The organism is Allosphingosinicella sp. (assembly GCF_036387615.1).
In the GTDB taxonomy this organism is placed as follows: Bacteria; Pseudomonadota; Alphaproteobacteria; order Sphingomonadales; family Sphingomonadaceae; genus Allosphingosinicella.
The window spans coordinates 22951-48175 of record NZ_DASVTH010000033.1 but is presented as its reverse complement, the minus strand read 5'-3'; the positions used below and the strand labels follow the sequence as shown (position 1 = coordinate 48175).

The following is a 25225-nucleotide window of genomic DNA, read 5'->3' as shown; positions in this document are numbered from 1 at the left end:
CTCAGCCCATGGTCGGAATAACGAACGCATTCTCGCCGGTGACGGAGCCGTCCGGCCAGCGCTGTGTGATCGTCTTGGTCTTGGTGTAGAAGCGCACGCCTTCCATGCCGTGCTGGTTGATGTCGCCGAAGCCGGAGCGCTTCCAGCCGCCAAACGTGTGGTAGGCGACGGGGACCGGAATCGGCACGTTGATGCCCACCATGCCGACTTGCACTCGGCTGGCGAATTCGCGCGCGGCGTGGCCGTTGCGAGTGAAGATTGCGACGCCGTTGCCGTATTGGTGATCGGAGGGGAGGCGGACCGCTTCGTCGAAGCTGTCGGCGCGGACCATCTGGAGGACGGGGCCGAAAATCTCCTCCTGGTAGGAGCGGAAGCTGGGCTTCACCCGGTCGAAGAAGGTCGGGCCGATGAAGAAGCCCTCCTCATGCCCTTGGAGCTTGAAGCCGCGGCCGTCGACGACGAGTTCGCCGCCTTCGTCGACGCACATCTCGATATAGCCCTCGATCCGCTCCTTGTGCACCTGCGTGACGACCGGACCGTAATGCGCCTCGGTATCGGTGGAGACGCCGACGCGCAGTGCGTTGATCGCCGGGATCAGCTTTTCGCGCAGATTGTCGGCGGTTTTTTCGCCCACCGGGACTACAACCGGTAGCGCCATGCAGCGCTCCCCCGCCGAGCCGAAAGCGGCGCCGGCGAGGTCGTTCACCACCATGTCGAGATCGGCATCGGGCATGACGATGCCATGATTCTTGGCGCCGCCGAAGGCCTGGACGCGCTTTCCGTTCGCTGTGCCGCGGCTGTAGATATGTTGGGCGATGTCGGAGGAGCCGACGAAGCTCACCGCCATGATGTCCGGCTCGTCCAGGATCGCGTCGACCATCTCCTTGTCGCCGTGCACGACCTGAAGGATGCCGTCGGGGAGCCCCGCCTCCTGCATCAGCTCGGCAAGCCGCACCGGCACCGACGGGTCGCGCTCGGACGGCTTGAGGATGAACGCATTGCCGCAGGCGATCGCGACGCCGAACATCCACATTGGGATCATCGCAGGGAAGTTGAACGGCGTGATGCCGGCGACGATGCCGAGCGGCTGGCGCATCGAATAGACGTCGATGCCGGGGCCGGCGCCTTGAGTGTACTCGCCCTTCAGCGCATGCGGGATGCCGCAGGCGAACTCGATCACCTCAAGACCGCGCTGGATGTCGCCCTTGGAATCGGCGATCACCTTGCCGTGCTCGGAGGAGAGCAGGTGGGCGAGGGCGTCCATATTGGATTCGACCAGGTCCTTGAACTTGAACATCACGCGCGCCCGGCGCTGCGGATTGGTCGCAGCCCATGCGGGTTGCGCGGCGCGGGCATTATCCATGGCGCGGGCGAGATCGGCCGCATTGCCGAGGCCGACGCGGGCCTGCACGCCGCCATTGTTCGGGTCGAAGATGTCGCCCTGGCGCTCGCCGGACGCGTGAGGCACGCCGCCGATGAAATGATCGATTTGCCGCATGGAGGTCCTTCGGGGGTGATGGGATCGTGGCGGCACTAGCCAAGCCACGATGGAAATGCCAGTTGCGTCGAGGCCGCGCCCGAGAGCAGGGCGTGCCCGGCTCGGGAGTTCGTGAGGTGGCGGATTACAAGCTGCAGGGCTTCGAGAACGAGACCTTCAACGAGTTCATGCTGGTCGCGACACACCCGGCGCCGGTCGGCACGCACCTCGTCTATGCGCACAAGGACGGCAGCTCGCACCGGGTGCCGGTCGTGCTGTGGGGCGTGCTGCAGGACGGAAGCCCGGTCCCGATCACCATGTCAGGCGTGTGGGACGGCGTGCAGAACGACAACGTCTTCATCCTGCACCCCGACGGATATTGCTCGGCCTTGGAAAGGTCGTGGACCAGTCTCGAAGAAGCGGTCGGCGAGATGAAGAGCATGGACGAACCGCAGGGCTCGGCCTGAATTGGCGCTCCCCTACAAATCAGAGGTGACATGAAGCTCGGATCATTGAAGGGCGGCCGCGATGGACGCCTCGTCGTCGTCAGCCGCGATCTCGCCTGGTGCGCGGAGGCGACGCACATCGCGCCGACGCTGCAGGCTGCGCTCGACGATTGGGCGAACGTCGCCCCGGCCCTGGAGCTGCTCGCGACCGACCTTGCCCATGAGGCGATCCCGATGATGCGCTTCCACGAGCGTGCAGCCGCCGCGCCGCTGCCGCGCGCCTACCAGTGGGCGGACGGCTCGGCTTATGTGAACCACGTCCAGCTGGTCCGGCAGGCGCGGGGCGCGAAGATGCCCGAAAGTTTCTGGACCGACCCGCTCATGTACCAAGGCGCGTCCGACGAGATGCTGGCGCCGCGCGATCCGATCCCGCTGGCTGATGAGAGCTGGGGATGCGATCTGGAAGCGGAGGTGGTGGTGGTGACTGGCGATGTCCCGCGCGGCGTCACCCCAAGCCAAGCGCGCGAGCACATCCTGCTGGTCGGGCTCGTCAACGACGTGAGCTTGCGCAACCTCATCCCGGCCGAGCTCGCCAAGGGCTTCGGTTTTCTGCAGTCCAAGCCCGCCTCGGCTCTCTCACCGGTGCTGGTCACCCCCGACGAGCTCGGCGACCGTTGGAAGGACGGCAAGCTGCACGGGCCGCTCAAGGTCGATCTGAACGGCCAGCCGTTCGGCCGGGCCGATACGGGCGTCGACATGACCTTCGATTTCGGCACCCTTATCGCCCACCTCGCCAAGACCCGGAAGCTGGGCGCGGGCTCGATCATCGGCTCAGGCACCGTCTCCAACCGCGGCGAGGACGGCGGCCCCGGCAAGCCGATCGCGGCGGGCGGCCTGGGCTATAGCTGCATCGCCGAGGTGCGGACGGTCGAGACGATCCTGGATGGCAAGGCGTCGACGCCGTTCCTCAAGACCGGCGACACCGTCCGGATCTGGATGGACGACGGACAGGGCCACGCCATCTTCGGCACGATCGAGCAGACCGTGGCGGCGGCCTAACTCACCGCCCCGACGTTGTCCGCCGAATTGCGGTCGACGTAGAAGTTGTACGGATCGACGCCGGCATGGGTCGGCTTCCTGTCGGTCACGAACTTCAGGACCTGGTTGCCCGAGCGGATAGGCTGGCGTTCCATGCGGATCACGTTCTTGGCGTCGAACGCGCCGCGGCCGGGCTCGGCGGTGAAGAGGCCGATCTCGATCGGCTCGGCCAGCCGCGCCTCTTTCTCGACACCCTTGCCGTCGGCGTAGAACTTCTTGGCCTCGACCGGAACGCTCACCTCCCACTTGCCGTCGGGACGGCGCACCGCAGTGGGTTCGGCGACCTTGAGGTCATACAGGGTGATCCGCTCGAACAGGTCGGTGATCAGCGCCTGCTGCTCGGGCGTCTTCGCTTCGAGGCGAAGTGCTTGGATGACATCGAGCGAGCGGGGATAAGGAGCACCCTTGAACTTGTAGCGCTCCAAAACGCTCCTGAGCGCCCGATTGACCGCCTCCTCGCCGAGCCGCTCCTGAAGCAGGTACATGGCGACCGAGCCCTTGCGGTAGTGGATATATTGCTGGTTCTCGACGCGGCCGAGGGGCAGTTCCTCGAGCGCTTCGCTCGTGCGGCCGCGCAGATAGCTGTCCAGCTCATATTTGAGGAAGCGCCGGATCTGGTCCTCGCCATGCAGCTTCTTCATGACCATCAGCGCCGAATATTGCGACAGCGTCTCGACCAGCAGGGTGCCGCCCTGCATCTCGGCGCCGGCGATCTGGTGACCCCAATATTGATGCGCGAGCTCGTGCGCGGTGATGTAGGTGACGTAATCGATCTTCTCCGGATCGCTGAAATCCCCCGCGAAGCCGAAATTCTCGGTGTATGGAATGGTATTGGCGAAGGCCTGCGCGAAACTCTGGTAGCCGGGGAATTCGATGATCCGGACCTGGTCGAACTGGTAGGGTCCGAAGGCGGGCCGGTAGTAATCGAGCCCCGCGACCAGCGCATTCAGCATCCGGTCGACGTTCTGGCCATGCCCCGGATGATGGTAGATGGTGAGATCGACGCCCTTATGGCGCCGTTTGCGCTCGGCATAGCGGGCGGACTGGACGGAGAAGAAGTTCAGGATCGGCGCGTCCGACACGAAACGAACGGTCCGGCGATTGCCCTGGACGACGTCCGAGACCTTTTTGCCGGGTGCGATCGGCGTCTGGTCGGCGCTGGTCGAGACGGTGATCTCGGCGCGCGTCCAATCGCCGATGTAGTTCTTGTTGGTGGCCGTGAGGTCCTCGAGCTTGGGCACCCGCAACTCGGCGGGGAGGCCGAACTTGCGGCGCTTGGATCGGTCGCTGAGTAGAAAGCCCCGGTCCATCCCGATCATCGGCGCGAATTCGGAATTGTTCAGGAAGGTGCCGTTGCGGACCAGTCGGGTGTCATAGCCGCTGTTGCGAAAGCCTCGTTGCCAGCGCTGCGTGCGGAACGAGAAGGCGCGGGTTTCGCCAGGCATCATCGGCCGGTCGAGCCGGAAGATGCGGTAATCAAATGCTTGGTCGTGACTGACCAGCTTGGCGCCCTCGATCGCCACGGACTTGATGGCGAGATCAACATCGGCCTTGCGGACGTGAACGTCCCGGATCGGCGCGGCGGTGTTGTTCCTGAGCAGATAGTTGCCGCTGATCTCCGCCCGCGTCTCGGACGGGAACAGGTCCACCCGTAGTTTCACGTCCACGACCGAGGGCTGCGGCAGCTTCTCGTACTTCAGATACTTCTTCTCGAAGTCCGCCCGGAGCTGGTCCAGCTCGTCGCTGGTGCGATACTCGTTCAGGACATTGGTGTTGTGGTAGATGTAGGCGCCCGCGCCGCTCGCGACGAGCAAGCCGCCAAGCGCGATCACGCCGGGAACGCCGACCAGCGCGCGCGGCAACCGCGCGAGGCGAGGCTTCAGTCGCTGCTCCGTGCCACGCCGCCAGAGCAGGTGGGCGACGACCAGCATGATGAGCGCGATCGCGCCCCAGTACAGGCCGAACCACCGGGTCCCGGCGAAAAAGCCGCCGCTCCCGTTCAGGTCCGACAGGGGAGCGATGCCGACGCTGCCATAGTCGTACAGATTATGCTCGAAGCCGAGGCTCTCCATCGTGACGCTGAGCACGATGTAGAGAACCATGATGCCCCAACCCGCGTACTTGTTCGGGCTGAGCGCCTGGACCACGACCGCCAATATGGCGGTGAACGCCGTGTTGATGCCGAGCGGCACCATGTACCAGACGAGATACTGGCCCAGCGATATGTCGGTGTAGCCCCGCACCAGCTGGATGGTGATCGCGACAACAGCTCCGATCGCGATCGTGGACAGCAGGACCATGATCACGCCCAGCATCTTGGGGACCAGGAAGGCCCAGTTCGCGATCGGCGTAGCGTCCACGATCTCGTTCATCTTGCGCTCGCGCTCGCGCCAGACGACTTCGCCCGCATAATAGATCGCGATGATGATCGAGATCAGGCCGAATGCGGCGGACAGGTTCGGAATGATCAGCACCGTGCGCGGCAGGGACGGAGTGCCGTAAATCTCGCCCCCCGACCACAAGTTCGTAACGACCAGCACCGCCGCGAGCAGCAGAAGAACCAGATAGGCAGGGCTCCGGAAGATATGCCGCATCTCGAACCGCGTCCGCGTGACGAGCTGCTGCCAGGCGGGCGGGCGGGCCGCCGCGTTCGGCAGGGGACCCGCCGCGATGGACGGGGAAGGTTCGGCGAACGCCTGTGCTTCCGCCCGCTTCTGCTTGCGCTGCTTTCGCGGCGACAGACCTCGCTCCGCGAACCGGAAAATCGAATAAGCCGCGGCGAGGCAGGCGAGACCGATCCCGATCCAGAGCACGCGGTTCCATAACAGGAACCCGAAAAGGCTGGGATTGCCCGCATTACGCTCGGCGGTTGTCCAGTATCGCGTCTCGAGACCGTAGGCGGCGAGGCCCCACGCATCGCCGATGGCCAGCAGCTCTTCGAGTTGAGGTTGTTGCTGAAGGGCGGAGTTGGCGATCGAGTACAGGATGAAGAAGGCGACTACGCCCAGATAGGTCCACATCATCGATCGCGTCGCCGTCGCGAGCGCAAAGAAAATTGCGCACATCGCGAACAGGTTCGGCACCGCGAGCAGGAAGAAAGAGTAAGCGTAATCGAGCGGGCGGTTCGGTCCCAGCGTCTCCTTGTCCAGCCACGGCATCAGCGAGCCGAGCAGGATCGCGAGCGGAATGCTCGCCAGCACGAGGGTGGCCGCGCCGAACGCGCCCAGGAAGCGCCCGAAAAGATAGTCGAATTTGGTGATCTGCGTGGAGCGCAGGATTGGCCCGAACTTGGTCTCGTCGTCGCGCACGATCACGTTGGCCACGAACGCGGTCGAGGCGAACATGAAGAACAGGCTCCACACCATGTGCTGGGTCGAGATGGCGAACGGGCTGTTGGCGTGGACGTTGCCGCCCGAGCCGACCTGGATCTCGTCGATCGTCATGCCCGCGAAGGCGAGCAGGAAGAACAGGATGAACGTCACCCAGAAGACCGGGCTGCGGGTCTGGAAGCCGAATTCGAACTTGGCGATCTGGCCGAGCATGTCGTCGCCCCTCAAGCCGCGCGGCGCGATTGCGCGAGCGTCGAGAAGTAGACGTCTTCCAGGCCGCCCGCGACGGAGGCGAAGCCCTCGCCGGGATCACCGTCCGACATGATGTGGACGACGGTGCGACCGGCGAACAACCGGGTCGAGATGACCTCGTAGCGCTGCTTGTATTCGGCCAACTCGGAGCGATCGATCACCTTCATCCAGATCCGCCCCTTAGTGGATTGGATGAGTTCGAGCGGGGCGCCTTCCAGCTGAATGCGGCCGCCGGCCAGCACCGCCATGCGCGGGCAAAGGTCTGAGACGTCCTCGACGATGTGGGTGGAAAGGATGATCACCACATTCTCACCGATCTCGGCGAGTAGGTTGAGAAAGCGGTTGCGCTCCTCGGGGTCGAGGCCGGCGGTCGGCTCGTCGACGATGATGAGCTCGGGATTCCCGATGAGCGCCTGCGCGATGCCGAAGCGCTGCCGCATGCCGCCTGAAAAGCCGGCCAGGGCCTTCTTCCGGACCGACCAGAGATTGGTTTGGTTGAGCAGCGTTTCGACCGTGGTCCGACGATCCGAGGCCGAGGCGATGCCTTTCAGCACCGCCATGTGATCGAGCATGTCGTAGGCCGAGACTCGCGGATAGACGCCGAAATCCTGGGGCAGGTAGCCGAGCGTGCGCCGCAGCCGCTCGGGCTCGCGGATCACGTCGATGTCGCCAAAGCGGATCGCGCCCTCGGTCGGGGTCTGAAGGGTCGCGACCGTGCGCATCAAGGTCGACTTGCCGGCGCCGTTGGGGCCGAGCAGGCCGTACATGCCGCGCGGAATGGTGAGAGTCACATGATCGAGCGCGCGTGTGCCGTTCGCATAGACATGGCTAACGTCGTTCAGCTCAAGCATTTTTCAGTCCCCCCGGAGTGCGCTCGTCTGCCAGCCCGCCCGATCCCTGTAAAGGAGGGTTGGTCGAACCGGCCGGTCGGTTTGCAGACGTCGGGCCTTGCTGGCCTTGCCCTGGGCCGGACCTTGAAGGAGGCCTTGAACGGATCGGTCGGGCGGTTCAGGGGTGATGGCATGAAGCACCTTATCCTCCTCGCCGCAGCGGCTTTTCCGGTCGCTGCTCCGGCTCTTGCCCAGCGTTCCCGCCCGGCGCCCGCGCCGGTTCCCGCCCGCCAGATCGCCGACGATGTGTCCGGGCAGAGTCTGCGCGCGATGGTGGAGCGGCTGGTGAGTTTCGGCACCCGTCACACCTTGTCCTCGCAGACCGACCCGCGGCGCGGGATCGGCGCGTCGCTCCGATGGACCGAGGCCGAATTCCGCCGCTATTCGCGCGCTTGCGGCAATTGCCTCCAGATCGCGACGCCGTCCGACACGGTGACCGGCCGGCGCGTGCCGACGCCAACCCTGATCAAGAACGTCTTCGCCATCCAGCGCGGCACGAGCGAGCCGAACCGGGTCGTCATCATCTCCGGCCATATCGACAGCCGCGTGACCGACGTGCTGGACGCCACCAAGGACGCGCCGGGCGCCAATGACGACGGCTCCGGCACCGCCGCGACTATCGAGGCGGCGCGGGTGCTGAGCCGGTACAAGTTCCCGACCACGATCGTCTATGCCGTGCTGTCGGGTGAGGAGCAGGGCCTGCTCGGCGGCAAGATCATGGCCGACTACGCCAAGGCTCAAGGCTGGGAGGTGATCGCCAACCTCAACAACGACATCATCGGCAACAGCTGCGGCTCGGACGGCAAATGCGACGCCGATCATGTCCGCGTCTTCTCCGAAGGTCCGCGCTGGCAGGGGCGGGAGGACCTTGCGGCGCGCCAGCGCAGCCTCGGCGGCGAGAACGATTCGCCTTCGCGCAACCTGTCGCGCTGGCTGGATGACCTTGCCGACGATCTCAGCCTCGGCCTCGACGTCCGCCAGATCTGGCGCAACGACCGCTTCGGCCGCGGCGGCGACCATACGGAGATGCTGAACGCGGGGTACCCGGCAATCCGCTTCTCGGTCGCGGTCGAGAACTACAATCACCAGCATCAGGATCTGCGGGTCGAGAACGGCATCGAATATGGCGACACGATCGACAAGATGGATTTCGCATACCTGACCAAGGTCGTGAAGCTGAACGTGGCGGCGTTGGCCGCGCTGGCGAGGACCGCAGGGGTGCCCGAGCCAACGGTTGAAGGCGCGGTTTCGACTGATACTACGCTCAAATGGCAGCCGGTCCGGGGCGCTCAGGCTTACGTCGTGCGCTGGCGTCCAACCGACGCGACCAATTGGGAGGACAGCGTCCGGCTGACGGACCCTTGCGTGATCCTCCCCACGGATCCGCCCGTGGACGGCGGGTGCGGTCACGTATTGAAGGGGGTGCGCGTCGATGACTCTGTGTTCGGCGTCTCCTCCGTCTCGGCGGACGGTCATGAAAGCCCGGTCGCCTCTGCCGTGCCGGGCGGTGCATTCCGGCCCTACACACCACCCCCGCCTCCGCCCGCGCAATAAGGTGGAGTCCGGATCAAGTCCGAGGTGACGGGGTTAGACTTCACATGCCAAGCAAGCACCGCACCGGACTGCCCACCCGCGAACAGATTCTCGAGTTCATCGAAACCTCCGACCAGCCCGCGGGCAAGCGCGAGATCGCAAAGGCGTTCGGCTTGTCCGCTCAGGACAAGATCGCGCTCAAGCAGCTGTTGCGCGACATGGGCGACGAAGGGCTGATCGATGCCGGCCCCGGCCGCGCGTACAACAAAATGGGCGGCGTGCCCAAGGTGACGGTGCTCCGCGTCGTGGACGTCGATGACGGCGGCAACGTCTGGGCGGTGCCGGAGCGGTGGGAGAGCGAGGCGCCCGAGCCGCGGCTGCGGATCCTGGAGCGCGGGCGCAAGGGCGCGTTGGCGGTCGGCGATCGCGTCCTCGCCCGCACCGAGGAGAAGGGCAACGGCTTCATCGCGCATCCGATGAAGAAGCTGATGAAGGGCTCCGAACTCGTCCTCGGGGTCGTCCACCAGGAAGGCGAGCGCCACTGGCTGCGCCCCGTCGATAAGCGCGGACGGCGTGAGCTGCCGATCTCCGATTTGGGCAAGGCGGAAGTAGGCGATCTCGTGCTGGCCGAGAAGACCGGCCGCCCGCCGCGGCTCAGCGCGCGCGTCGAGACCATCCTCGGCGATCCGTTCGCGCCCCGCAGCTTCAGCCTGATCGCGATCCACAAGCATGGCATCCCGCACGAGTTCACCGAAGCCCTCCTAGCGGAGGCGGAGCGGGTGGCTGGCCTCGACCTCGGCTCACGCGAGGACCTGACTCACATTCCGATCGTCGCGATCGACCCCGCCGATGCGCGCGACCATGATGATGCCGTCTGGGCCATGCCCGACGACGACCCCTCCAATCCGGGCGGCTGGAGGGCGATCGTCGCCATTGCTGACGTCAGCTTCTACGTCCGCCCCGGCTCGGCGCTCGACAAGGAGGCCCGCAAGCGCGGCAACAGCGTCTACTTCCCGGACCGGGTGGTGCCGATGCTGCCCGAGCGGCTTTCGGCCCACGTTTGCTCCCTGGTCGAGGGCGAGGACCGCGCCGCACTCGCCTGCCATTTGCAAGTAAGCCGCGACGGGCAGCTAAAGAACTGGCGCTTCACCCGCGCGCGCGTCCGCATCGCCGCCAATGTCGCCTACGAAGACGCGCAGGCCGCGATCGACGCGGGCCAGGGGCAGGACCGGATCGAAGTCGCTTCGCCGACGTGCGACATGCCCGAAGTCGAGTCTTCGGGGCAGGCAGTCGAGCCGGAGATCGTTGAGGGTACCCTCAAGCCCCTCTGGGATTGCTGGCGCGCGCTTTACGCTGCGCGCGAGAAGCGCGGACCGCTCGATCTCGACCTGCCCGAACGCCGGGTCCAGCTCGACGAGAAAGGCCGCATCCTGTCCGTCGCCCCGCGCGAACGGCTCGATGCGCACAAGCTGATCGAGGATTACATGATCGCGGCCAATGTCGCGGCCGCCAAGGCGCTGGAAGCCAAGAAAGCGCCCGTCATGTATCGCGACCACGAGCCGCCGAGCCGCGAGAAGCTCGTCGCGCTCAAGGATTATCTCAAGACCTTCGACGTCGAGTTCGCGCTCGGCCAGGTGGTCCGCCCGGAGACGTTCAACCGCATCATCGAACGGGTGGGCGAGGCGGACTTCAAGCCGGAGATCATGCAGCAGATCCTGCGCTCGCAGACCCAGGCCTATTACGGTCCGGAGAATCACGGTCATTTCGGCTTGGCGCTCGGCTCGTACGCGCATTTCACCAGCCCTATCCGGCGCTATGCGGACCTTCTCGTCCACCGCTCGCTGGTCCGCGCCTACCGCCTGGGGGAGGGCGGGCTCACCGACGCCGAGGCCGAAGCTATGGACCTGATCGGCGAAAGCATCAGCCAGTTCGAACGCCGCGCGATGGAAGCGGAGCGGGAGACTATCGACCGCTATGTCGCCGCGTTCCTGTCCGAACGGGTCGGCGATCTGGTGGATTGCCGGATCACCGGCGTCCAGCCGTTCGGCTTCTTCGCGACCGTCGAGGGCCTGGGCGGGGACGGCCTGGTTCCGGTCAGCACGCTCGGCGCCGATTACTTCTGCTACGAGGAGGCGAGCCAGACGCTGATCGGCGACGACACCGGCCAGCGCTTCACGCTCGGCCAGCGCCTGAAGCTCAGACTCGCCGAGGCCAACCCTGTCTCCGGCGGCCTGCGCTTCGAGCTTGCCGACGCCGAAGCGGCTCCGCGCCGCACCATCCGCCGAGACGGCAAGCGGGGGGACGAGAAGAAGGGCAGGGTGCAAGGCAGACGCGGTCGCCCGGGCAACATCCGGCACCAGGGCAAGAGGTCGAAGCGGCCTAGTTGATCGTGATCACGCCATCCACCGCCCGGAACTCGGCGGGGCGGATCAGATGTTGGTGCGCCACCCTGATGGAATGAAGCGTCGCCTCGATCTCGCGCCTCCAATGGTCGAGGAAGCGATGGAGCTCCGGAAAGCCCGGAGCGAGATCGTAGGTCTGCCAGACGAACAGCTGGATGAGCTTGGGGTGGTCCGGCATCCAATAGCTGATCTCGGCGGTGGTCAGGCCATAGCCTCTGACTTGGGCCAGGAAATCGGGGCTGGGCTTTGCGACCATTTTGCTCTCCCAATCGAAACCGGGGCTTACGAAACTCAGCGCATGCAATCTCGTTCCGTTACCATATCGAATGCTTGTTAACAGCGGCAAAACGTGCGTGTTCTACCGGTCGCCTCTGCTAGGGACGGAGGATGCGACTTTTCCTGTTCCTGCTCATCCTGATTAGCGCCCCTGCTGCTGCCCAGGACATCATCCTGCTCCGCCCCGCGCGGGTGTTCGACGGCCTGAACCCTCGTCTCCACGAAGGCTGGTCCGTGATCGTGCGGGGCGAGCGCATCGAAGCGGTCGGGCCGGGGCTCTCCGCACCACCGGGCGCGCGGGTGATCGAATTGCCCAGAACGACCCTGATGCCGGGCATGATCGAGGGTCACAGTCACCTGTTCCTCCACCCCTATAACGAGACGAGCTGGGACGATCAGGTCCTGCGCGAGCCCGAATCGCTGCGCACCGCGCGGGCGGTGAACCACGCCAGGGCGACGCTGCTGGCCGGATTCACGACCGTGCGCGATCTCGGCACGGAAGGAGCGGGCTATGCGGATGTCGGCCTGAAACAAGCGATCGAGCAGGGCATCGTTCCCGGGCCGCGCATGCTGATCGCGACCCGCGCCCTCGTCACGACGGGCAGCTACGGCCCGAAGACCGGACCGGAAGAGCCGGTCAAGGGCGCCGAGGAGGCAGACGGGCCGAACCTCGTCGTCGCGGCGCGCCGGCAGATCGGCGCAGGGGCGGACGTGGTCAAGCTCTACGGCGACTATCGCTGGCGTCCCGGCGAGGACAGCCGGCCGACCTACACGCTCGGCGAACTGCGGGCCGTTGTGGAAGCCTCGCATGCGGCTGGCCGGGACGTGGCCGTCCACGCCAGCACCCCCGAGGGCATGCGCAACGCCATCCTGGCGGGCGCAGACACGATCGAGCATGGCAATTCAGGCACGGCCGAAATCTTCCGGCTCATGCGGGAGCATGGCGTCGCCCTGTGCCCGACGCTGGCAGCGACGGACGCGATCTCCCGATATCGGGGCTGGAACGGCGCGGCGCCGGAACCGGCGGCAGTTGCCGAGAAGCGGAGAAGCTTCGCCGCCGCGCTCGCCGCGCGGGTCCCGATCTGCATGGGTGGTGACGTCGGAGTCTACGCTCATGGCGACAATGCGCGCGAGATGGAGCTGATGGTCGCCTACGGAATGCCGCCTGCCGATGTGCTGATCGCCGCCACATCCGGCAATGCCCGGCTGTTCGGTCTGGCTGAGAAGCTCGGCTCGGTCCGCTCAGGCTTGCTCGCCGATCTCGTCGCGGTCGAAGGTGATCCGACCCGAGACATCGCCGCCGTCCGGGCTGTGCGCCTGGTCATGAAGGGTGGCGTGGTCGTCCGCGCTCCTTAGGCGCAGCGCAGACTTAGTTCCGGCGGGATCCACCTTGCGTCACGCTGCGGAGCGTGCACCCGCCAGCCGAAAGCTGGGCCATCGAGACGCACACCAGCACCGGATCATTCTTGGACGCGCGCGGATCGACAATCACAGTCGGGGGTGACATGCTACCCGCCTCGGGGATGAGGACGATGGTCTGCGCCTGTGCGGCGCTCAGCGGCGCCATCGCCAACAAGCTCGCGATCAAGACACGCTTCAGCATTTTCGGTCCCCTTCGAAGCGAACAAGCGCCTCACCTTCTGAACGCATAGTGAACCAAAGCTAAGCGATTGGAAAGACGGCTGCCGAAACTTTGTGGGCGGCCAGCAAACCCGGCGAACGAGTTCCGAGTCGCGACTCGGGCTGCCGAGAGAGCTCAAAGCTTCGGGAGCGTCACCCCGCGCTGACCCATATATTTGCCGGCCCTATCTGCGTAGCTCACTTCACACGGTTCGTTGCCCTGGAGGAACAGGAACTGACATGCGCCCTCGTTGGCGTAGACTTTCGCTGGAAGCGGCGTGGTGTTGGAGAATTCCAACGTGACATGGCCTTCCCAGCCGGGCTCCAGCGGTGTCACATTCACGATGATCCCGCAGCGCGCATAGGTCGATTTGCCGAGGCAGATGACGAGCACGTCGCGCGGCACCCTGAAATATTCGACCGTATGGGCGAGCGCGAAACTGTTCGGCGGGATGATGCACACGTCGGTCTTGCGATCGACGAAGCTGTTGGCCTTGAAATCCTTCGGGTCGACGATCGCGCTGTCGACGTTGGTGAAGATTTTGAACTCGTCGGCGACGCGCGCGTCGTATCCGTAGGAGCTAAGGCCGTAGCTGATCTTTCCGTGGCGCCGCTGCCCGTCCTCGAACGGCTCGATCATGCCGTCCCGAAGCGCGCGCTCGCGGATCCAGCGGTCGGCCATGATGCTCATGCAATTACCCCCTTATGTGCAGCACGCAGATCAGCGTGAACAGGCGCCGCGCCGTGTCGAAGTCGAGCTCGATCTTGCCCGACAAGCATTCCATCAGCAGTTCAGCCGCCTCGTTGTGGAGACCGCGCCGGGCCATGTCGACAGCCTCGATCCGGTGCGGCGTATCGGATCGCACCGCCTTGTAGTAGCTGTCGCAGATCGCGAAATAATCCCGGATCAGACGACGGAAGCGAGCGAGGCCGAGCCGGATCGTGTCGAGCGGCCGGTCGGCTTCGTCTTGGACGTCGATGGCGAGCCGGTTGTCCTCGACGCGAAGCAGGATGCGAAACGGCCCCTCCAGCCCCGCCGGGGCGAAGTGGTTGCCCTCGAGCAGATCGAAGATCGCGATGCGGCGCTCCTGCTCGACATCCTCGTTGCGGCGGATGATGGTGCGCTCGTCGAGACGGACGTCGATGATGCGGGGCTCGCCCATGGCCCGGGCCTGTTAGCGGGCGCAGCATCGGCTTGGAAGAGCGGGAGATTATCCACAGCGCGTCCACAGCGGCCTTCCGGAAATAAGACCCGCGACGCTAGGCGTTGAGCCCGTGGCGGTTTAGGGTCGCCACTATGGCCGACATCATCAGACTTGCCGATCCCGGACCCGCCGCCGCGCCTGCGCTTCCCCAGAATGCGGACGCCGAGGCCGCCCTGCTCGGCGCGTTGATGATCGACAATCGGCTCGCCGAAGACATCCAGATGAAGCTTCGGCCCGACCATTTCTTCGAGCCGCTCCATGCCCGCATCTACGAAGCGATCCTGAAGCTGATCGATCGCAACATGATCGCTTCGCCCGTCACTCTCCGCCCGATGTTCGAGGCGGACGAGGAAATGAAGGAGCTGGGCGGGCCGGTTTATCTCGCCAAGCTGACCGGGAGCGGCGCGACGGTGATCGGTGCGCGCGACTTCGCCGATCAGGTCTACGATCTCGCGCTGCTCCGCGCGCTGATCGGCGTCGGCCGCGAGATGGTCGAGGAGGCGCTCGACACCAGCCAGGATGTCGATCCCAAGGCGCAGATCGAATCGGCCGAAAGCGCGCTCTATCGCGTCGCGGAAGAAGGCGGCGGCGAAGGCTCGGTCCGGACCTTCGCGCAGGCTACGCGCATGGCCGTGCAGATGGCGGAGAAGGCCCTCAACACCGGCGGCGGCCTGTCCGGCGTCACCACCGGCCTCGAAGGCATCAACGCAAAGACCGGCGGCCTGCACCATAGCGATCTGCTGATCCTCGCCGGCCGGCCCGGCATGGGGAAGACCGCGCTTGCGACCAACATCGCTTTCAACGCCGCTCAGCGGCTGCGGCGCGACATGGAGGACGACATCACTGCCGAGAAGTCGGCAGGCGCCGCGGTGGCCTTTTTCAGCCTGGAAATGAGCGCCGACCAGCTCGCCACCCGTATCCTGTCGGAGCAATCGGGGATCAGCTCCGAGAATCTTCGCATGGGCAAGATCAGCCAGCAGGATTTCCGCAACCTTGCCCGCGCCGCCGCCGAGCTGGAGAGCCTGCCGTTGTACATCGACGACACGCCGGGCCTGACCATCGCCGCGCTTCGCACCCGCGCGCGGCGGCTCAAGCGCCAGCGGCAGATCGGCTTCATCGTCGTCGATTACCTCCAGTTGCTCCAGGGCAGCGGCAAGGCCGGCGATGGCAACCGCGTACAGGAGATTTCCGAGATATCGCGTGGTCTAAAAACGTTGGCCAAGGAGCTGAACGTGCCGGTGCTGGCGCTGTCGCAGCTCAGCCGCGCAGTCGAGCAGCGCGAGGATAAGCGCCCCCAGCTGTCCGACCTTCGCGAATCCGGCTCGATCGAGCAGGACGCCGACATCGTCATGTTCGTCTATCGCGACGAATATTATGTCGCCTCGCGCGAGCCCAAGCGGCCGATGGAAGGCGACGACGCCAAGGTCTGGGACGACCACGCCAAGTGGATGCTGGACATGGAGCGCGCGTCGGGAATGTCGGAGCTGATCGTCGCCAAGCAGCGTCACGGCGCGACCGGCAAGGTCAAGCTGCGCTTCGAAGCGAAGATCACGCGCTTCAGCGACTATATCGAGGACAGCTACGTGCCGGAGATGCGGGGCTGATTGCTTCCGGTTCGCTGAACCTGCTCAAGCTCTATTCGTCACCCCCGCGAAGGCGGGGGTCCCGCTGAATTTAAGCGCCGATCACGTGCTCGTACAGGTCCAGCCAATCCGGATTGCCTTCCTCAATCAGCCTGATCTTCCAGGCACGGTTCCACTTCTTGACCGCTTTCTCGCGCGCGATTGCCTCGTCGATTGTCTCGTAGGGCTCGGCGTGAACAAGGCGGAGAAGGCAGTACTTGCGGACGTGGGCGGAACCGCGCCCATGCCGATGCGCGTATACGCGCGCAGCTAAATCAGCCGTGACGCCGATATAAGTTGCCCCTCGGTAGCGGTCGGCCATGATGTACACCCAGCCGCCGCGCATGGGGGGTTAGCCAGGCAGCGGGACCCCCGCCTTCGCGGGGGTGACGGGGAAGTTGCGGGGCATGATAAATAGGGACGTTGGCGAGTACGTCACCCCTCCAGCTCGTTGGCCGCGTAAGGATCGCGCAGACCGACGCCGATGCTCGCCCGCGCTTGCTCGGCTTCGGAGCTGGTGACGGGGTAGGCGCAATAATCGGCCGCATAGTAAGCGCTCGGGCGGTGATTGCCGCTGAGGCCGACGCCACCGAACGGGGCGTTGGAGGGGGCGCCGTTGGTGGGCTTGTTCCAGTTGATCACGCCCGCCCGAACATTCGCCCAGAAGCGGTCGTAAAGCTGTGGGCTGCCGCCGACCAGGGAGGCGGCGAGGCCGTAGCGGGTGTTGTTCGCCTCCGCGAGCGCAGCATCGAAGTCGGGAACGCGAATTACCTGCAGCACCGGGCCGAACAGTTCGGCGTCCGAGCGTTTCTCGACCGCGGTCACATCGATGATGGCGGGCGTCAGGAACGGCTTGCTCTCGTCCGGGCGGCTGAGTTGCTTGATCGGGCGCCCGCCCTTGATGAGCAGGTCCAGAAAGTTTTCCTGGAGCTGGTCGGCCGCCTGATTGTCGATCACCGGGCCCATGAACGGCGGCGGCGTGGCGTGCGGATGATCTACGATCAACCGTTCGGCGAGCTTCACCACCGTGGCCAGCAGCTCCTCGTGCGCCCCGTCCTGCACGATCAGCCGCCGCGCCGCCGTGCAACGCTGACCGGCGGACAGGAACGCCGATTGCACAACAATGGTGGCAGCGGTGAACGCGTCGGCCATGTCCCAGACCACGAGCGGATTGTTGCCGCCCAGTTCGAGCGCGAGGATCTTGTGCGGCGCATCGGCGAACTGGCGGTGGAGCGACATGCCCGCGCGAGCGGAGCCGGTGAAGAGCAGGCCGTCGATACCGGCGTGCGCGGCAAGCGCCTTGCCTTGCTCGGGTCCGCCGGCAAGCAGCCGGACGACGCCCTCCGGTACGCCCGCTTCGTGAAACAGCTCAACCAGACGAGCGCCGACGGCGGGAGTCTTCTCGCTTGGCTTGAACACCACCGTGTTGCCGGCAAGCAATGCGGGGATGATATGGCCGTTGGGCAGGTGGGCCGGGAAATTGTACGGCCCGAGCACCGCCAGCACGCCGTGCGGCTTGTGCCGGACGGCGACGCGTGAGCCGAGCGCGCCTTCCAGTCGGCGCTGCGAGGTGCGCTCGCCATAGGCCGAGACCGAGATATCGACCTTGTTCACGACCGCATCGACTTCGGTGAGCGACTCCCAAACCGGCTTGCCGGTTTCGCGCGCGATGAGATCGGCGAATTTCTCCTTGTGCCCGCGTACGACATTGCCGAAGCGGCGCAGCGCTTCCACACGAACCGTGAGCGGGCGCGAGGCCCAGCCCGCCCAGGCGGCGCGCGCAGCCGCCACCTCCCGGTCGGCATCGCCGATCTCGCCCGTCCAGAGCAGGTCCCCGGTCGCCGGCTCGAACGAGGAAAGGGTGGCTGCCATGTTTGTAAGTCGCTCCCGAGCCGCACCCACCATTTTCAGCGCGCCCGGTCAAGTTTCCGCCAAAGGCCCCGCCCAGCCGGCGGATCGCGCCCACTATATCGTGGAGCGGCGCTCAATCGTGGTTGCGACTGATCTCCGACCGGAGCGCGACCGCCGATCATCGCGCAAGCGCAGGCCGGGCGCTCCAGGCGGCTGCGGCGTCGCCATGGCAGCAGCGTGAGCATTGCCCCCGCGAACGCATCCGTGGATAGGAGGCCGGGCAAGGGGTATCGCATGGCAGCTTGGAGCGACGGCTATTGGTGGTCCAATGACGGTCTTCGGCTTCATTATCGCGACCATGCTGGGCCGGCCGACAGGCCGCCGATCATCTGCATCCCTGGGCTGACTCGAAACGCGCGGGACTTCGAGGGCGTGGCGGCGAGGCTCGGCGGCACCTGGCGGGTGATCTGCGTGGAGCTGAGGGGGCGTGGCGAGAGCGCCTACGCGAAGGATCCGATGAGCTATGTCCCACTCACCTACCTTCAGGACATGGAAGCGCTGATCCGGGAGCTCGCGCTTACGCGGTTCATCCTGTTGGGGACTTCGCTCGGCGGCCTGATCACCATGCTGCTGGCGATGAGCGAAGGGCCACGGATCGCCGGGGCGCTTATCAACGACATCGGTCCGACGATCGACGAGCGCGGGCTCGAGCGCATCCGCTCCTATGTCGGGCGGACGCAAAGCTGGCCGACCTGGCTGCACGCCGCGCGTCATTTCGCCGAAACCCTTCGCGAGGTTTACCCCGACTGGACGCTGGAACAGTGGCTGATCTTCGCAAAGCGGCTGTGCAAGCTCGGCTCGGGCGGGCGGATCGGCTTCGATTACGACATGCGTATCGCCGAGCCGTTCCGCATCCCGGGCGGCGCGACCGGCTTCGACCTGGAACGCGCCTTCCACGGGCTTCGAGGCATCCCTTCGCTTGTCGTTCGGGGCGAGCTGTCGGACCTGCTCTCCACGGCCACGGTCGAGCGCATGATTGCGGCGGTCCCGGAGATGGAGGCGGTTACCGTTCCCGGCGTCGGCCACGCGCCCACCCTCGACGAGCCTGAGGCGATCGCGGGCATCGAGCGTTTGCTTGAGCGGATTTGCCGCAGGGAGCATCAAGCATGAGCAGGAGCGAGGTGCGCCACAATGAGGAGCGCGGCTGGTATGAGCTGGAGGCGGGCGGGGCCACGGCGATCACCGCTTACCGGCGCGAAGGCGATACGCTCCTCTTCACGCATACCGAAGTGCCGGTCGAGCTTGAAGGGCAGGGCATCGGGAGCAGGCTCATAGCCGGCGCCCTGGCGGACGTTCGGGAGAAGGGGCTGAATATTTCCCCGCTCTGCTCGTTCGTGCGCCACTATGTGGACACCCATCCCGAGACGCAGGACCTGCTGGCCTAAGCAGACACCCCGCCTCATAAGGGCGCATGCCCGTCCGCATCCTTCATGCGCACTCGACCTTCTCGCTTGGCGGGAAGGAAGCGAGGGCAGTCCAGCTGATGAACGCCTGGGGGGACGCCGCGCACCATAGTGTGCTGAGCGGCATGCCGGACCAGCTCGGCGCAAGGGAGGCAATCGCGCCGGGCATCAGGGTCAACTTTCCGAAGAACGCGCCCTCTCTCACAGGCCACTTCGGACTGGCCCGCCTGTTCCGGCTGTCACGCTACATGCGCGAGTTCGATCTCGTCCTGACCTACAATTGGGGCGCGTTCGACGCGGTGATGGCCAAATATCTGTTTCGCGGACCGCCTCTCGTGCACCACGAGGACGGCTTCAACGAGGACGAGGCGAACGGCCTGAAGCCAAGCCGTAACCTCTATCGTCGCCTGGGGCTGAGCGGCGCGCACCGGCTGGTCGTTCCGTCCCGGCGTTTGGAAGAGATCGCCCGCACAGCCTGGGCGCAGGGCGAGGAGCGGGTGACCCGCATCCCCAACGGCATTCCGCTCGATTCCTTCAGCGAAAAGCCAGCCACGGACGCTATCCCGGGTCTCGTCCCCCGCGAAGGCGAGCTGATCGTCGGAACTGTCGCCGGGCTGCGCAAGGTGAAGAACCTGCCACGACTGGTCCGCGCCTTCGCGACGGTCGGCCAGCCGGCGCGCCTCGTCATTGTCGGCGAGGGACCGGAAAAAGGGGCGATCCTAGCCGAGGCGGCTCGCCTTGGCGTCGCAGAGCGCGTTCATCTCCCCGGATTTCTGCCAAACCCGGCCCGCTACATGGGCCTGTTCGATATCTTCGCCCTATCGTCGGACAGCGAGCAGTTTCCGATCTCGCTGCTCGAAGCGATGGCGGCGGGACTGCCGGCCGCGTCGACCGCTGTCGGCGACGTCCCGCACATGGTCGCCAAAGAGAATGCCGGCTTGATCGTCCCGGTGGAAAACGAGCAGGCGCTCGGCGATGCGCTCGGCCGTCTTGCCGGTGATGCTGGTCTCCGGCAGCGCCTGGGCCGGGCCAATCGTGCAAAGGCGCGGGACGAATATGACGAATCCGCGATGATCCGGGCCTATGCGGACCTTTATAGCGAAGCCATCGGCCGCACTGGTGCGTTTCCGTACCAACTTTGACGGCTTTGCCGCTTCGGGCTTATAGGCGCGCCACTTGTTTGGAGGACGGATGTTCAAGGGTATAAACGCGATCCGATATGGCGGCCGCGAAGTGTTGCCGCTGGTGGAAGGCGGAAAAGGCGTTTCGGCCACCAATCATCTGAGCTCGGGCGCCTGGGCAGCCGCGGGCGGTATCGGCACCGTCTCCGCCGTCAATGCCGACAGCTACGATCCGGAAGGCAAGATCGTCCCGCAGATCTATTCCGCGCTGACCCGCCGGGACCGGCATGAAGAGCTGATCAACTACGCGATCGAAGGCGCGTCCGAGCAGGTCCGCCGCGCCTATGAAGTGGCCGGGGGGAAGGGTGCGATCAACATCAACGTGCTCTGGGAGATGGGCGGTGCCCAGCGCATTCTCCACGGTGTGCTGGAACGCACCCGCGGGATGGTCGCGGGCGTAACCTGCGGCGCCGGCATGCCGTACAAACTGTCCGAGATTGCGGCGTCCTACGGCGTTTCCTACCTGCCGATCATCAGCTCCGCGCGTGCGTTCAGCGCGCTGTGGAAGCGCGCCTATTCCAAGTTCGCCGACTATCTTTCCGCGGTGGTCTATGAAGACCCATGGTTGGCCGGCGGCCACAACGGCCTGTCCAACGCCGAGGACCCGCTACAGCCCCAGGACCCCTATCCCCGCGTCAAGGCGTTGCGCGACACCATGCGCCAGGGCGGCATCTCCGACGAGGTGCCGATCGTCATGGCCGGCGGCGTCTGGAACCTGAAGGAATGGGAGCACTGGATCGACAATCCGGAGCTTGGCCAGATCGTCTTCCAGTTCGGCACGCGCCCGCTGCTGACGCAGGAAAGCCCGATCCCGGAGGGCTGGAAGCAGCGGCTGATGACCTTGGAGGAAGGCGACATACTCCTCCACCGCTTCTCGCCGACCGGCTTCTATTCGTCCGCGGTGCGCAATCCGTTCCTGAGGAGCCTCGAGTCCCGCTCGCACCGCCAGATCGCCTTCACGAAGGAGTCGCTTGGCGACCACGCGTTCGAGCTCGACGTCGGCATCGGCACCAAGAAGAATTATTGGGTCACCCGCGGCGATCTGCTCCACGCCCGCGAATGGTACGCCCAGGGCTATACCGAAGCGCTCAAGACGCCTGACGAGACGCTGGTCTTCGTCACGCCCGAAGAAAAGACGATCATCCGCAAGGACCAGGCCGACTGCATGGGCTGTCTCAGCCAGTGCGCCTTCTCCTCCTGGGCGGACAATGAGAAGAACTCGACCGGCCGCCTCGCCGACCCGCGCTCCTTCTGCATCCAGAAGACGCTGCAGGACATTGCCCATGGAGGCCCTGTCGAGGAGAACCTCATGTTCGCCGGCCACTCGGCGTTTCGATTCAAAAAGGACCCGTTCTATTCGAACGGCTTCGTGCCGACCGTGAAGCAACTGGTCGAGCGCATCCAGACGGGCGACTGAACCGTCCCAAGCTGAACCATTCGCACCACAAGCCGATTGAACCGCCACCGCAGCCGCGCTTAATTGAACGCTGCGGCCGAAGGAGTTGACTGATCATGCGCAAGGCGTTCGCTCTCGCCCTGCTTCCTGTCCTAGCGGCCCTGTCTTCGCCGAGCGCCGTCGCGCAGGAGAAGCGGCAGACCCCCTATTGGGCCTCGATCTCGGCGGGCAAGGCGCTGATGCGCACGGGGCCGGGGAAGAATTATCCTGCGATCTGGCTTTATCAGCGCGCCGACCTGCCGGTGAAGGTGCTGGAAGTCTATCCCAGCTGGCGCAAGGTGCAGGATCCGGACGGGACGTCCGGCTGGATGCTGGTCAACCTGCTCAGCGACACCCGCACTGCGATCGTTCGCGGCACGGAGCCGCGCCCGCTGCACGAAGCGCCGCAAGCCGGCTCCCGCGTCAGCTTCCGGGTCGAGCCCGGAGTCGTCGGCCGCCTGTCCGAATGCGCGAACAATTGGTGCCGCCTCGATGTCGCGGGCCGCGGCGGCTTCGTCAGCACCGACCATATCTGGGGCACCAATCCAGGCGAGAAGTTCTAGCCGCCTTGAGTTTCGCCGCCCGGCTTGCCAACGGGCGGGCGTGAACATCGCGTACCAGACACTCCCGCCTGCCTCGCTTGCCGATGCGGCGCTGTTCCTCGATTTCGACGGCACGTTGGTCGAGCTTGCGGAAACGCCGGACGCCATTCGCGTCTCGCCTCAGTTGCCGCATCTGCTCCAGCGGTTGGCCCAGCGGCTCGACGGTCGCCTTGCCGTCGTCAGTGGCCGCTCCATTCAGGATCTCGAACGCTATCTCTCATGCCGCGGGCTGGCTGTTTCCGGCTCGCACGGCCTGGAGCTGCGCCTGGCTGACGGCAGCTTCGTCCCGCTCGCGGCGCCTCGCGAGCTCGACGGCGTCTGCGAGGAGGTCGGCCGATTCGCGGAGTGCGAGCCGGGGCTGCTCGTCGAGGAGAAACCGTTCAGCGTCGCCGTTCATTATCGCCGCGCCCCGGACCGCGAGCGGCAGGTGCGCGAGTTCATGGCCCGGCTCGCGGTCGAAAGCGGCCTGTCCGTACAGCAGGGAAAGATGGTGACCGAACTCCGGCCGGCCGGGGCGGACAAAGGCGATGCAGTACGTGCCTTCATGCTCCAATCCCCGTTCGCCGGCTCGCGGCCGATCTTCGTCGGCGACGATCTGACCGACGAGGACGCCTTTCACGCCGCTGCCGAACTCGGTGGAGGAGGCGTCCTGGTCGGCCACGGGCGGGACAGCGCGGCACAGTGGCGGCTCGACGGGGTCTGCGCCGTCGCGGACTGGCTCGAGCGTCTCGCCTCCGCATGAGCGATCTCAATCTCTGGCCGATCGGCAATTGTCAGGTCAGCGCGCTCGTCGACTCCGCGGCGGGCCTGGTGTGGGGCTGCGCGCCGCAGGTCGACGGCGATCCGCTCTTCTGCGCCTTGCTGTCGCCTGTGGGGGAGGAGGGAGGCCCTCGCGGCGTGTGGCGGATCGCGCTGGAGAACCAGGTCGCGGCCGAGCAGCATTATCTGCGCAATACCCCCATTCTCGTCACGCGCCTCACCGACGCGGACGGGGCGGTGGCGGAGGTTTTCGACTTCTGCCCACGGTTCGAGCGCACCGGCCGCACCTACCGGCCGGTCGCCTTCGTCCGGATCGTCCGCGCGATCCGCGGCGCGCCCCGCGTCCGGGTGCTGCTGAACCCCGCGCGCAACTGGGGCGGGCGCGACGCCGAGCGGACCAGCGGCAGCAATCACATCCGCTATCTGCTGGAAGGGCAGCCGCTCCGGCTCACCACCGACGCGCCGGTCAGCCATGTGCTCGACGGCCGCTCCTTCCGCCTCGAGAAGACGCTGAACTTCTTCCTCGGCCCCGACGAGCCGTTCAGCGGCCATGTCGGCCACACGCTCGCGACAATGCTGCACCAGACGTCCGATCATTGGCGGGACTGGGTGCGCGGCCTGGCCGTCCCACTCGAATGGCAGACCCAGGTGATTCGGGCCGCGATCACGCTCAAGCTGTGCCAGCATGAGGAGACGGGCGCGATCGTCGCGGCGCTCACCACCTCGATCCCGGAAGCGGCGAACAGCGGACGCAACTGGGATTATCGCTACTGTTGGATCCGCGACGCCTACTACACCGTCCAGGCGCTGAACCGCTTGGGCGCGCTGGACGTGCTGGAGGGCTATCTCGGCTACCTGCGCAACATCGTCGATGCGGCCCAGGGCGGGCAGATCCAGCCGCTCTACGCCGTCTCCGGCGAGCCCCGGCTTGACGAGTGGGTCGCCGAGGGACTGGCCGGCTATCGCGGCATGGGCCCGGTCCGGGTCGGCAACGCAGCCTACACTCAGATCCAGCACGACGCCTACGGCCAGATCATCCTGTCCAACGTCCAAGCCTTCTTCGACGAACGCCTGCTGCGCCGCGCCACCGTCGAGGATTTCGAGGCTCTGGAGAAGGTCGGCGAGCGCGCCTGGGCGATGCACGACCAGCCAGATGCGGGCTTGTGGGAATATCGCACCCGCACCTCCGTCCACACCTACAGCTCGGTGATGAGCTGGGCGGCCTGCGACCGGCTCGGTAACGCCGCCGAGACGCTGCGTCTCCCGGAGCGCGCCGCCTTCTGGCGGGACCGGGCGGCCGCGATCCGGGAGCGGATCGAGCGTGACGCATGGTTCGAGCCGGGCAAGCGCTTCGGCGCGAGCTTCGGGGGCGGCGAGACCGACGCCAGCCTGCTCCAGCTCGTCGACATGCGCTTTCTCGCGCCCGACGATCCGCGCTTCGCCGCCACTTTCGAAGCGGTCGAGCGGGAGCTCCGCCGCGGCGAGCACATGCTGCGCTACGCCGCCGAGGACGATTTCGGCTTGCCGGAGACCGCGTTCAACTTCTGCACCTTCTGGCTGATCGAGGCGCTGCATCTTTCCGGCCGCTCGGAAGAGGCGCGCGAGCTGTACGAGCGCACGCTGCAGCGGCTCACGCCCGCCGGCCTGCTGTCCGAAGACACGGACTTCGAGACCGGCGAGCTGTGGGGCAACTATCCGCAGACCTATTCGCTGGTCGGACTGATCAACTGCGCCGTCATGTTGAGCCAGCCGTGGAGTTCCGTGCGATGACTGTTCGAGGTTGA

22 protein-coding genes are annotated in these 25225 nt (G+C 65.8%); 13 read left to right on the top strand and 9 right to left on the bottom strand.

Features of this window, described 5'->3' with window-relative positions:
- Window position 1: 1 nt before the first annotated feature.
- Complete coding sequence (locus VF631_RS06670) at window positions 2–1498, bottom strand: CoA-acylating methylmalonate-semialdehyde dehydrogenase (RefSeq protein ID WP_431849499.1); 1497 nt, start codon at window positions 1496–1498, stop codon at window positions 2–4.
- 116 nt (window positions 1499–1614) lie between these two features.
- Here VF631_RS06670 and VF631_RS06665 point away from each other — a divergent pair, with 116 nt between their 5' ends.
- Both VF631_RS06665 and VF631_RS06660 read left to right on the top strand, forming a co-directional pair.
- Entirely contained in the window at window positions 1615–1944 is a 330-nt protein-coding gene (locus tag VF631_RS06665; protein WP_431849498.1) for a hypothetical protein, read from the top strand.
- 30 nt (window positions 1945–1974) lie between these two features.
- Window positions 1975–2982 (top strand): fumarylacetoacetate hydrolase family protein, encoded by a 1008-nt coding sequence (locus VF631_RS06660; RefSeq protein ID WP_431849497.1) that lies wholly within the window; start codon window positions 1975–1977, stop codon window positions 2980–2982.
- Here the strand turns inward: VF631_RS06660 and VF631_RS06655 are convergent.
- Both VF631_RS06655 and VF631_RS06650 read right to left on the bottom strand, forming a co-directional pair.
- A complete protein-coding gene (locus VF631_RS06655; RefSeq protein ID WP_431849496.1) occupies window positions 2979–6578 on the bottom strand; it encodes an ABC transporter permease/M1 family aminopeptidase in 3600 nt (1199 codons plus the stop codon). The genes VF631_RS06660 and VF631_RS06655 overlap by 4 nt on opposite strands.
- Window positions 6575–7453 carry an ABC transporter ATP-binding protein gene (locus VF631_RS06650; RefSeq protein ID WP_431849495.1) on the bottom strand — a complete coding sequence of 293 codons (879 nt, stop codon included), beginning with the start codon at window positions 7451–7453 and terminating at the stop codon, window positions 6575–6577. Before VF631_RS06650 ends, VF631_RS06655 begins: the two co-directional genes overlap by 4 nt.
- A gap of 171 nt (window positions 7454–7624) precedes the next feature.
- On the opposite strand from VF631_RS06650, the gene VF631_RS06645 reads away from it, so the two are divergent.
- Window positions 7625–9046, top strand: a complete 1422-nt coding sequence (locus VF631_RS06645; RefSeq protein WP_431849494.1) for a M28 family peptidase — start codon at window positions 7625–7627, stop codon at window positions 9044–9046.
- 44 nt (window positions 9047–9090) lie between these two features.
- Window positions 9091–11412: a ribonuclease R family protein gene (locus VF631_RS06640; protein ID WP_431849493.1), complete on the top strand. Its 2322-nt coding sequence runs from the start codon at window positions 9091–9093 to the stop codon at window positions 11410–11412.
- Here the strand turns inward: VF631_RS06640 and VF631_RS06635 are convergent.
- Complete coding sequence (locus VF631_RS06635) at window positions 11405–11683, bottom strand: usg protein (RefSeq protein WP_431849492.1); 279 nt, start codon at window positions 11681–11683, stop codon at window positions 11405–11407. The two genes, VF631_RS06640 and VF631_RS06635, sit on opposite strands and share 8 nt — an antisense overlap.
- 131 nt (window positions 11684–11814) lie before the next feature.
- Between VF631_RS06635 and VF631_RS06630 the strand changes: the two genes are divergently transcribed.
- Window positions 11815–13059 (top strand): amidohydrolase family protein, encoded by a 1245-nt coding sequence (locus VF631_RS06630; protein ID WP_431849491.1) that lies wholly within the window; start codon window positions 11815–11817, stop codon window positions 13057–13059.
- Between the two features lie 13 nt (window positions 13060–13072).
- Here VF631_RS06630 and VF631_RS06625 read toward each other — a convergent pair whose 3' ends face one another.
- The 3 genes from VF631_RS06625 to VF631_RS06615 form a co-directional block, all read right to left on the bottom strand.
- Window positions 13073–13306, bottom strand: coding sequence for a hypothetical protein (locus tag VF631_RS06625; RefSeq protein ID WP_431849490.1), 234 nt, complete (start codon window positions 13304–13306; stop codon window positions 13073–13075).
- A gap of 153 nt (window positions 13307–13459) precedes the next feature.
- Window positions 13460–14014: a dCTP deaminase gene (gene dcd / locus VF631_RS06620; protein ID WP_431849489.1), complete on the bottom strand. Its 555-nt coding sequence runs from the start codon at window positions 14012–14014 to the stop codon at window positions 13460–13462.
- 4 nt (window positions 14015–14018) lie between these two features.
- Entirely contained in the window at window positions 14019–14486 is a 468-nt protein-coding gene (locus tag VF631_RS06615) for a UPF0262 family protein (protein ID WP_431849488.1), read from the bottom strand.
- Between the two features lie 134 nt (window positions 14487–14620).
- Here VF631_RS06615 and VF631_RS06610 point away from each other — a divergent pair, with 134 nt between their 5' ends.
- On the top strand, window positions 14621–16132 hold the full coding sequence (locus tag VF631_RS06610) for a replicative DNA helicase (RefSeq protein WP_431849487.1): 1512 nt from the start codon (window positions 14621–14623) through the stop codon (window positions 16130–16132).
- Window positions 16133–16202: 70 nt separating this feature from the next.
- Here VF631_RS06610 and VF631_RS06605 read toward each other — a convergent pair whose 3' ends face one another.
- The gene (locus VF631_RS06605) at window positions 16203–16496 is read right to left on the bottom strand and encodes a GIY-YIG nuclease family protein (RefSeq protein WP_431849486.1); all 294 of its coding nucleotides are present in this window, start codon (window positions 16494–16496) and stop codon (window positions 16203–16205) included.
- A gap of 89 nt (window positions 16497–16585) precedes the next feature.
- Window positions 16586–18022, bottom strand: a complete 1437-nt coding sequence (astD, locus tag VF631_RS06600; protein WP_431849485.1) for a succinylglutamate-semialdehyde dehydrogenase — start codon at window positions 18020–18022, stop codon at window positions 16586–16588.
- Window positions 18023–18295: 273 nt separating this feature from the next.
- Between astD and VF631_RS06595 the strand changes: the two genes are divergently transcribed.
- The 7 genes from VF631_RS06595 (at window position 18296) to VF631_RS06565 (ending at window position 25211) form a co-directional block, all read left to right on the top strand.
- Window positions 18296–19171, top strand: coding sequence for an alpha/beta fold hydrolase (locus VF631_RS06595; protein WP_431849484.1), 876 nt, complete (start codon window positions 18296–18298; stop codon window positions 19169–19171).
- Window positions 19168–19446 (top strand): GNAT family N-acetyltransferase, encoded by a 279-nt coding sequence (locus VF631_RS06590; RefSeq protein ID WP_431849483.1) that lies wholly within the window; start codon window positions 19168–19170, stop codon window positions 19444–19446. The genes VF631_RS06595 and VF631_RS06590 overlap by 4 nt, the downstream gene beginning before the upstream one ends.
- Before the next feature lie 26 nt (window positions 19447–19472).
- The gene (locus VF631_RS06585; protein WP_431849482.1) at window positions 19473–20606 is read left to right on the top strand and encodes a glycosyltransferase family 4 protein; all 1134 of its coding nucleotides are present in this window, start codon (window positions 19473–19475) and stop codon (window positions 20604–20606) included.
- Window positions 20607–20655: 49 nt separating this feature from the next.
- Window positions 20656–22062 (top strand): NAD(P)H-dependent flavin oxidoreductase, encoded by a 1407-nt coding sequence (locus VF631_RS06580; RefSeq protein WP_431849481.1) that lies wholly within the window; start codon window positions 20656–20658, stop codon window positions 22060–22062.
- A gap of 95 nt (window positions 22063–22157) precedes the next feature.
- Complete coding sequence (locus VF631_RS06575) at window positions 22158–22643, top strand: SH3 domain-containing protein (RefSeq protein WP_431849480.1); 486 nt, start codon at window positions 22158–22160, stop codon at window positions 22641–22643.
- A gap of 40 nt (window positions 22644–22683) precedes the next feature.
- On the top strand, window positions 22684–23424 hold the full coding sequence (otsB, locus tag VF631_RS06570; protein ID WP_431849479.1) for a trehalose-phosphatase: 741 nt from the start codon (window positions 22684–22686) through the stop codon (window positions 23422–23424).
- On the top strand, window positions 23421–25211 hold the full coding sequence (locus tag VF631_RS06565) for a glycoside hydrolase family 15 protein (RefSeq protein WP_431849478.1): 1791 nt from the start codon (window positions 23421–23423) through the stop codon (window positions 25209–25211). Before otsB ends, VF631_RS06565 begins: the two co-directional genes overlap by 4 nt.
- Window positions 25212–25225: the final 14 nt, after the last annotated feature.

Coding starts and splice junctions, on each gene's coding strand:
- VF631_RS06670 (WP_431849499.1), bottom strand. CDS start 1,498: ATGCGGCAAATCGATCATTTCATCGGCGGCGTGCCTCACGCGTCCGGC.
- VF631_RS06660 (WP_431849497.1), top strand. CDS start 1,975: ATGAAGCTCGGATCATTGAAGGGCGGCCGCGATGGACGCCTCGTCGTC.
- VF631_RS06650 (WP_431849495.1), bottom strand. CDS start 7,453: ATGCTTGAGCTGAACGACGTTAGCCATGTCTATGCGAACGGCACACGC.
- VF631_RS06645 (WP_431849494.1), top strand. CDS start 7,625: ATGAAGCACCTTATCCTCCTCGCCGCAGCGGCTTTTCCGGTCGCTGCT.
- VF631_RS06640 (WP_431849493.1), top strand. CDS start 9,091: ATGCCAAGCAAGCACCGCACCGGACTGCCCACCCGCGAACAGATTCTC.
- VF631_RS06635 (WP_431849492.1), bottom strand. CDS start 11,683: ATGGTCGCAAAGCCCAGCCCCGATTTCCTGGCCCAAGTCAGAGGCTAT.
- VF631_RS06630 (WP_431849491.1), top strand. CDS start 11,815: ATGCGACTTTTCCTGTTCCTGCTCATCCTGATTAGCGCCCCTGCTGCT.
- VF631_RS06625 (WP_431849490.1), bottom strand. CDS start 13,306: ATGCTGAAGCGTGTCTTGATCGCGAGCTTGTTGGCGATGGCGCCGCTG.
- dcd (WP_431849489.1), bottom strand. CDS start 14,014: ATGAGCATCATGGCCGACCGCTGGATCCGCGAGCGCGCGCTTCGGGAC.
- VF631_RS06615 (WP_431849488.1), bottom strand. CDS start 14,486: ATGGGCGAGCCCCGCATCATCGACGTCCGTCTCGACGAGCGCACCATC.
- VF631_RS06610 (WP_431849487.1), top strand. CDS start 14,621: ATGGCCGACATCATCAGACTTGCCGATCCCGGACCCGCCGCCGCGCCT.
- VF631_RS06605 (WP_431849486.1), bottom strand. CDS start 16,496: ATGCGCGGCGGCTGGGTGTACATCATGGCCGACCGCTACCGAGGGGCA.
- astD (WP_431849485.1), bottom strand. CDS start 18,022: ATGGCAGCCACCCTTTCCTCGTTCGAGCCGGCGACCGGGGACCTGCTC.
- VF631_RS06595 (WP_431849484.1), top strand. CDS start 18,296: ATGGCAGCTTGGAGCGACGGCTATTGGTGGTCCAATGACGGTCTTCGG.
- VF631_RS06590 (WP_431849483.1), top strand. CDS start 19,168: ATGAGCAGGAGCGAGGTGCGCCACAATGAGGAGCGCGGCTGGTATGAG.
- VF631_RS06585 (WP_431849482.1), top strand. CDS start 19,473: ATGCCCGTCCGCATCCTTCATGCGCACTCGACCTTCTCGCTTGGCGGG.
- VF631_RS06580 (WP_431849481.1), top strand. CDS start 20,656: ATGTTCAAGGGTATAAACGCGATCCGATATGGCGGCCGCGAAGTGTTG.
- VF631_RS06575 (WP_431849480.1), top strand. CDS start 22,158: ATGCGCAAGGCGTTCGCTCTCGCCCTGCTTCCTGTCCTAGCGGCCCTG.
- VF631_RS06565 (WP_431849478.1), top strand. CDS start 23,421: ATGAGCGATCTCAATCTCTGGCCGATCGGCAATTGTCAGGTCAGCGCG.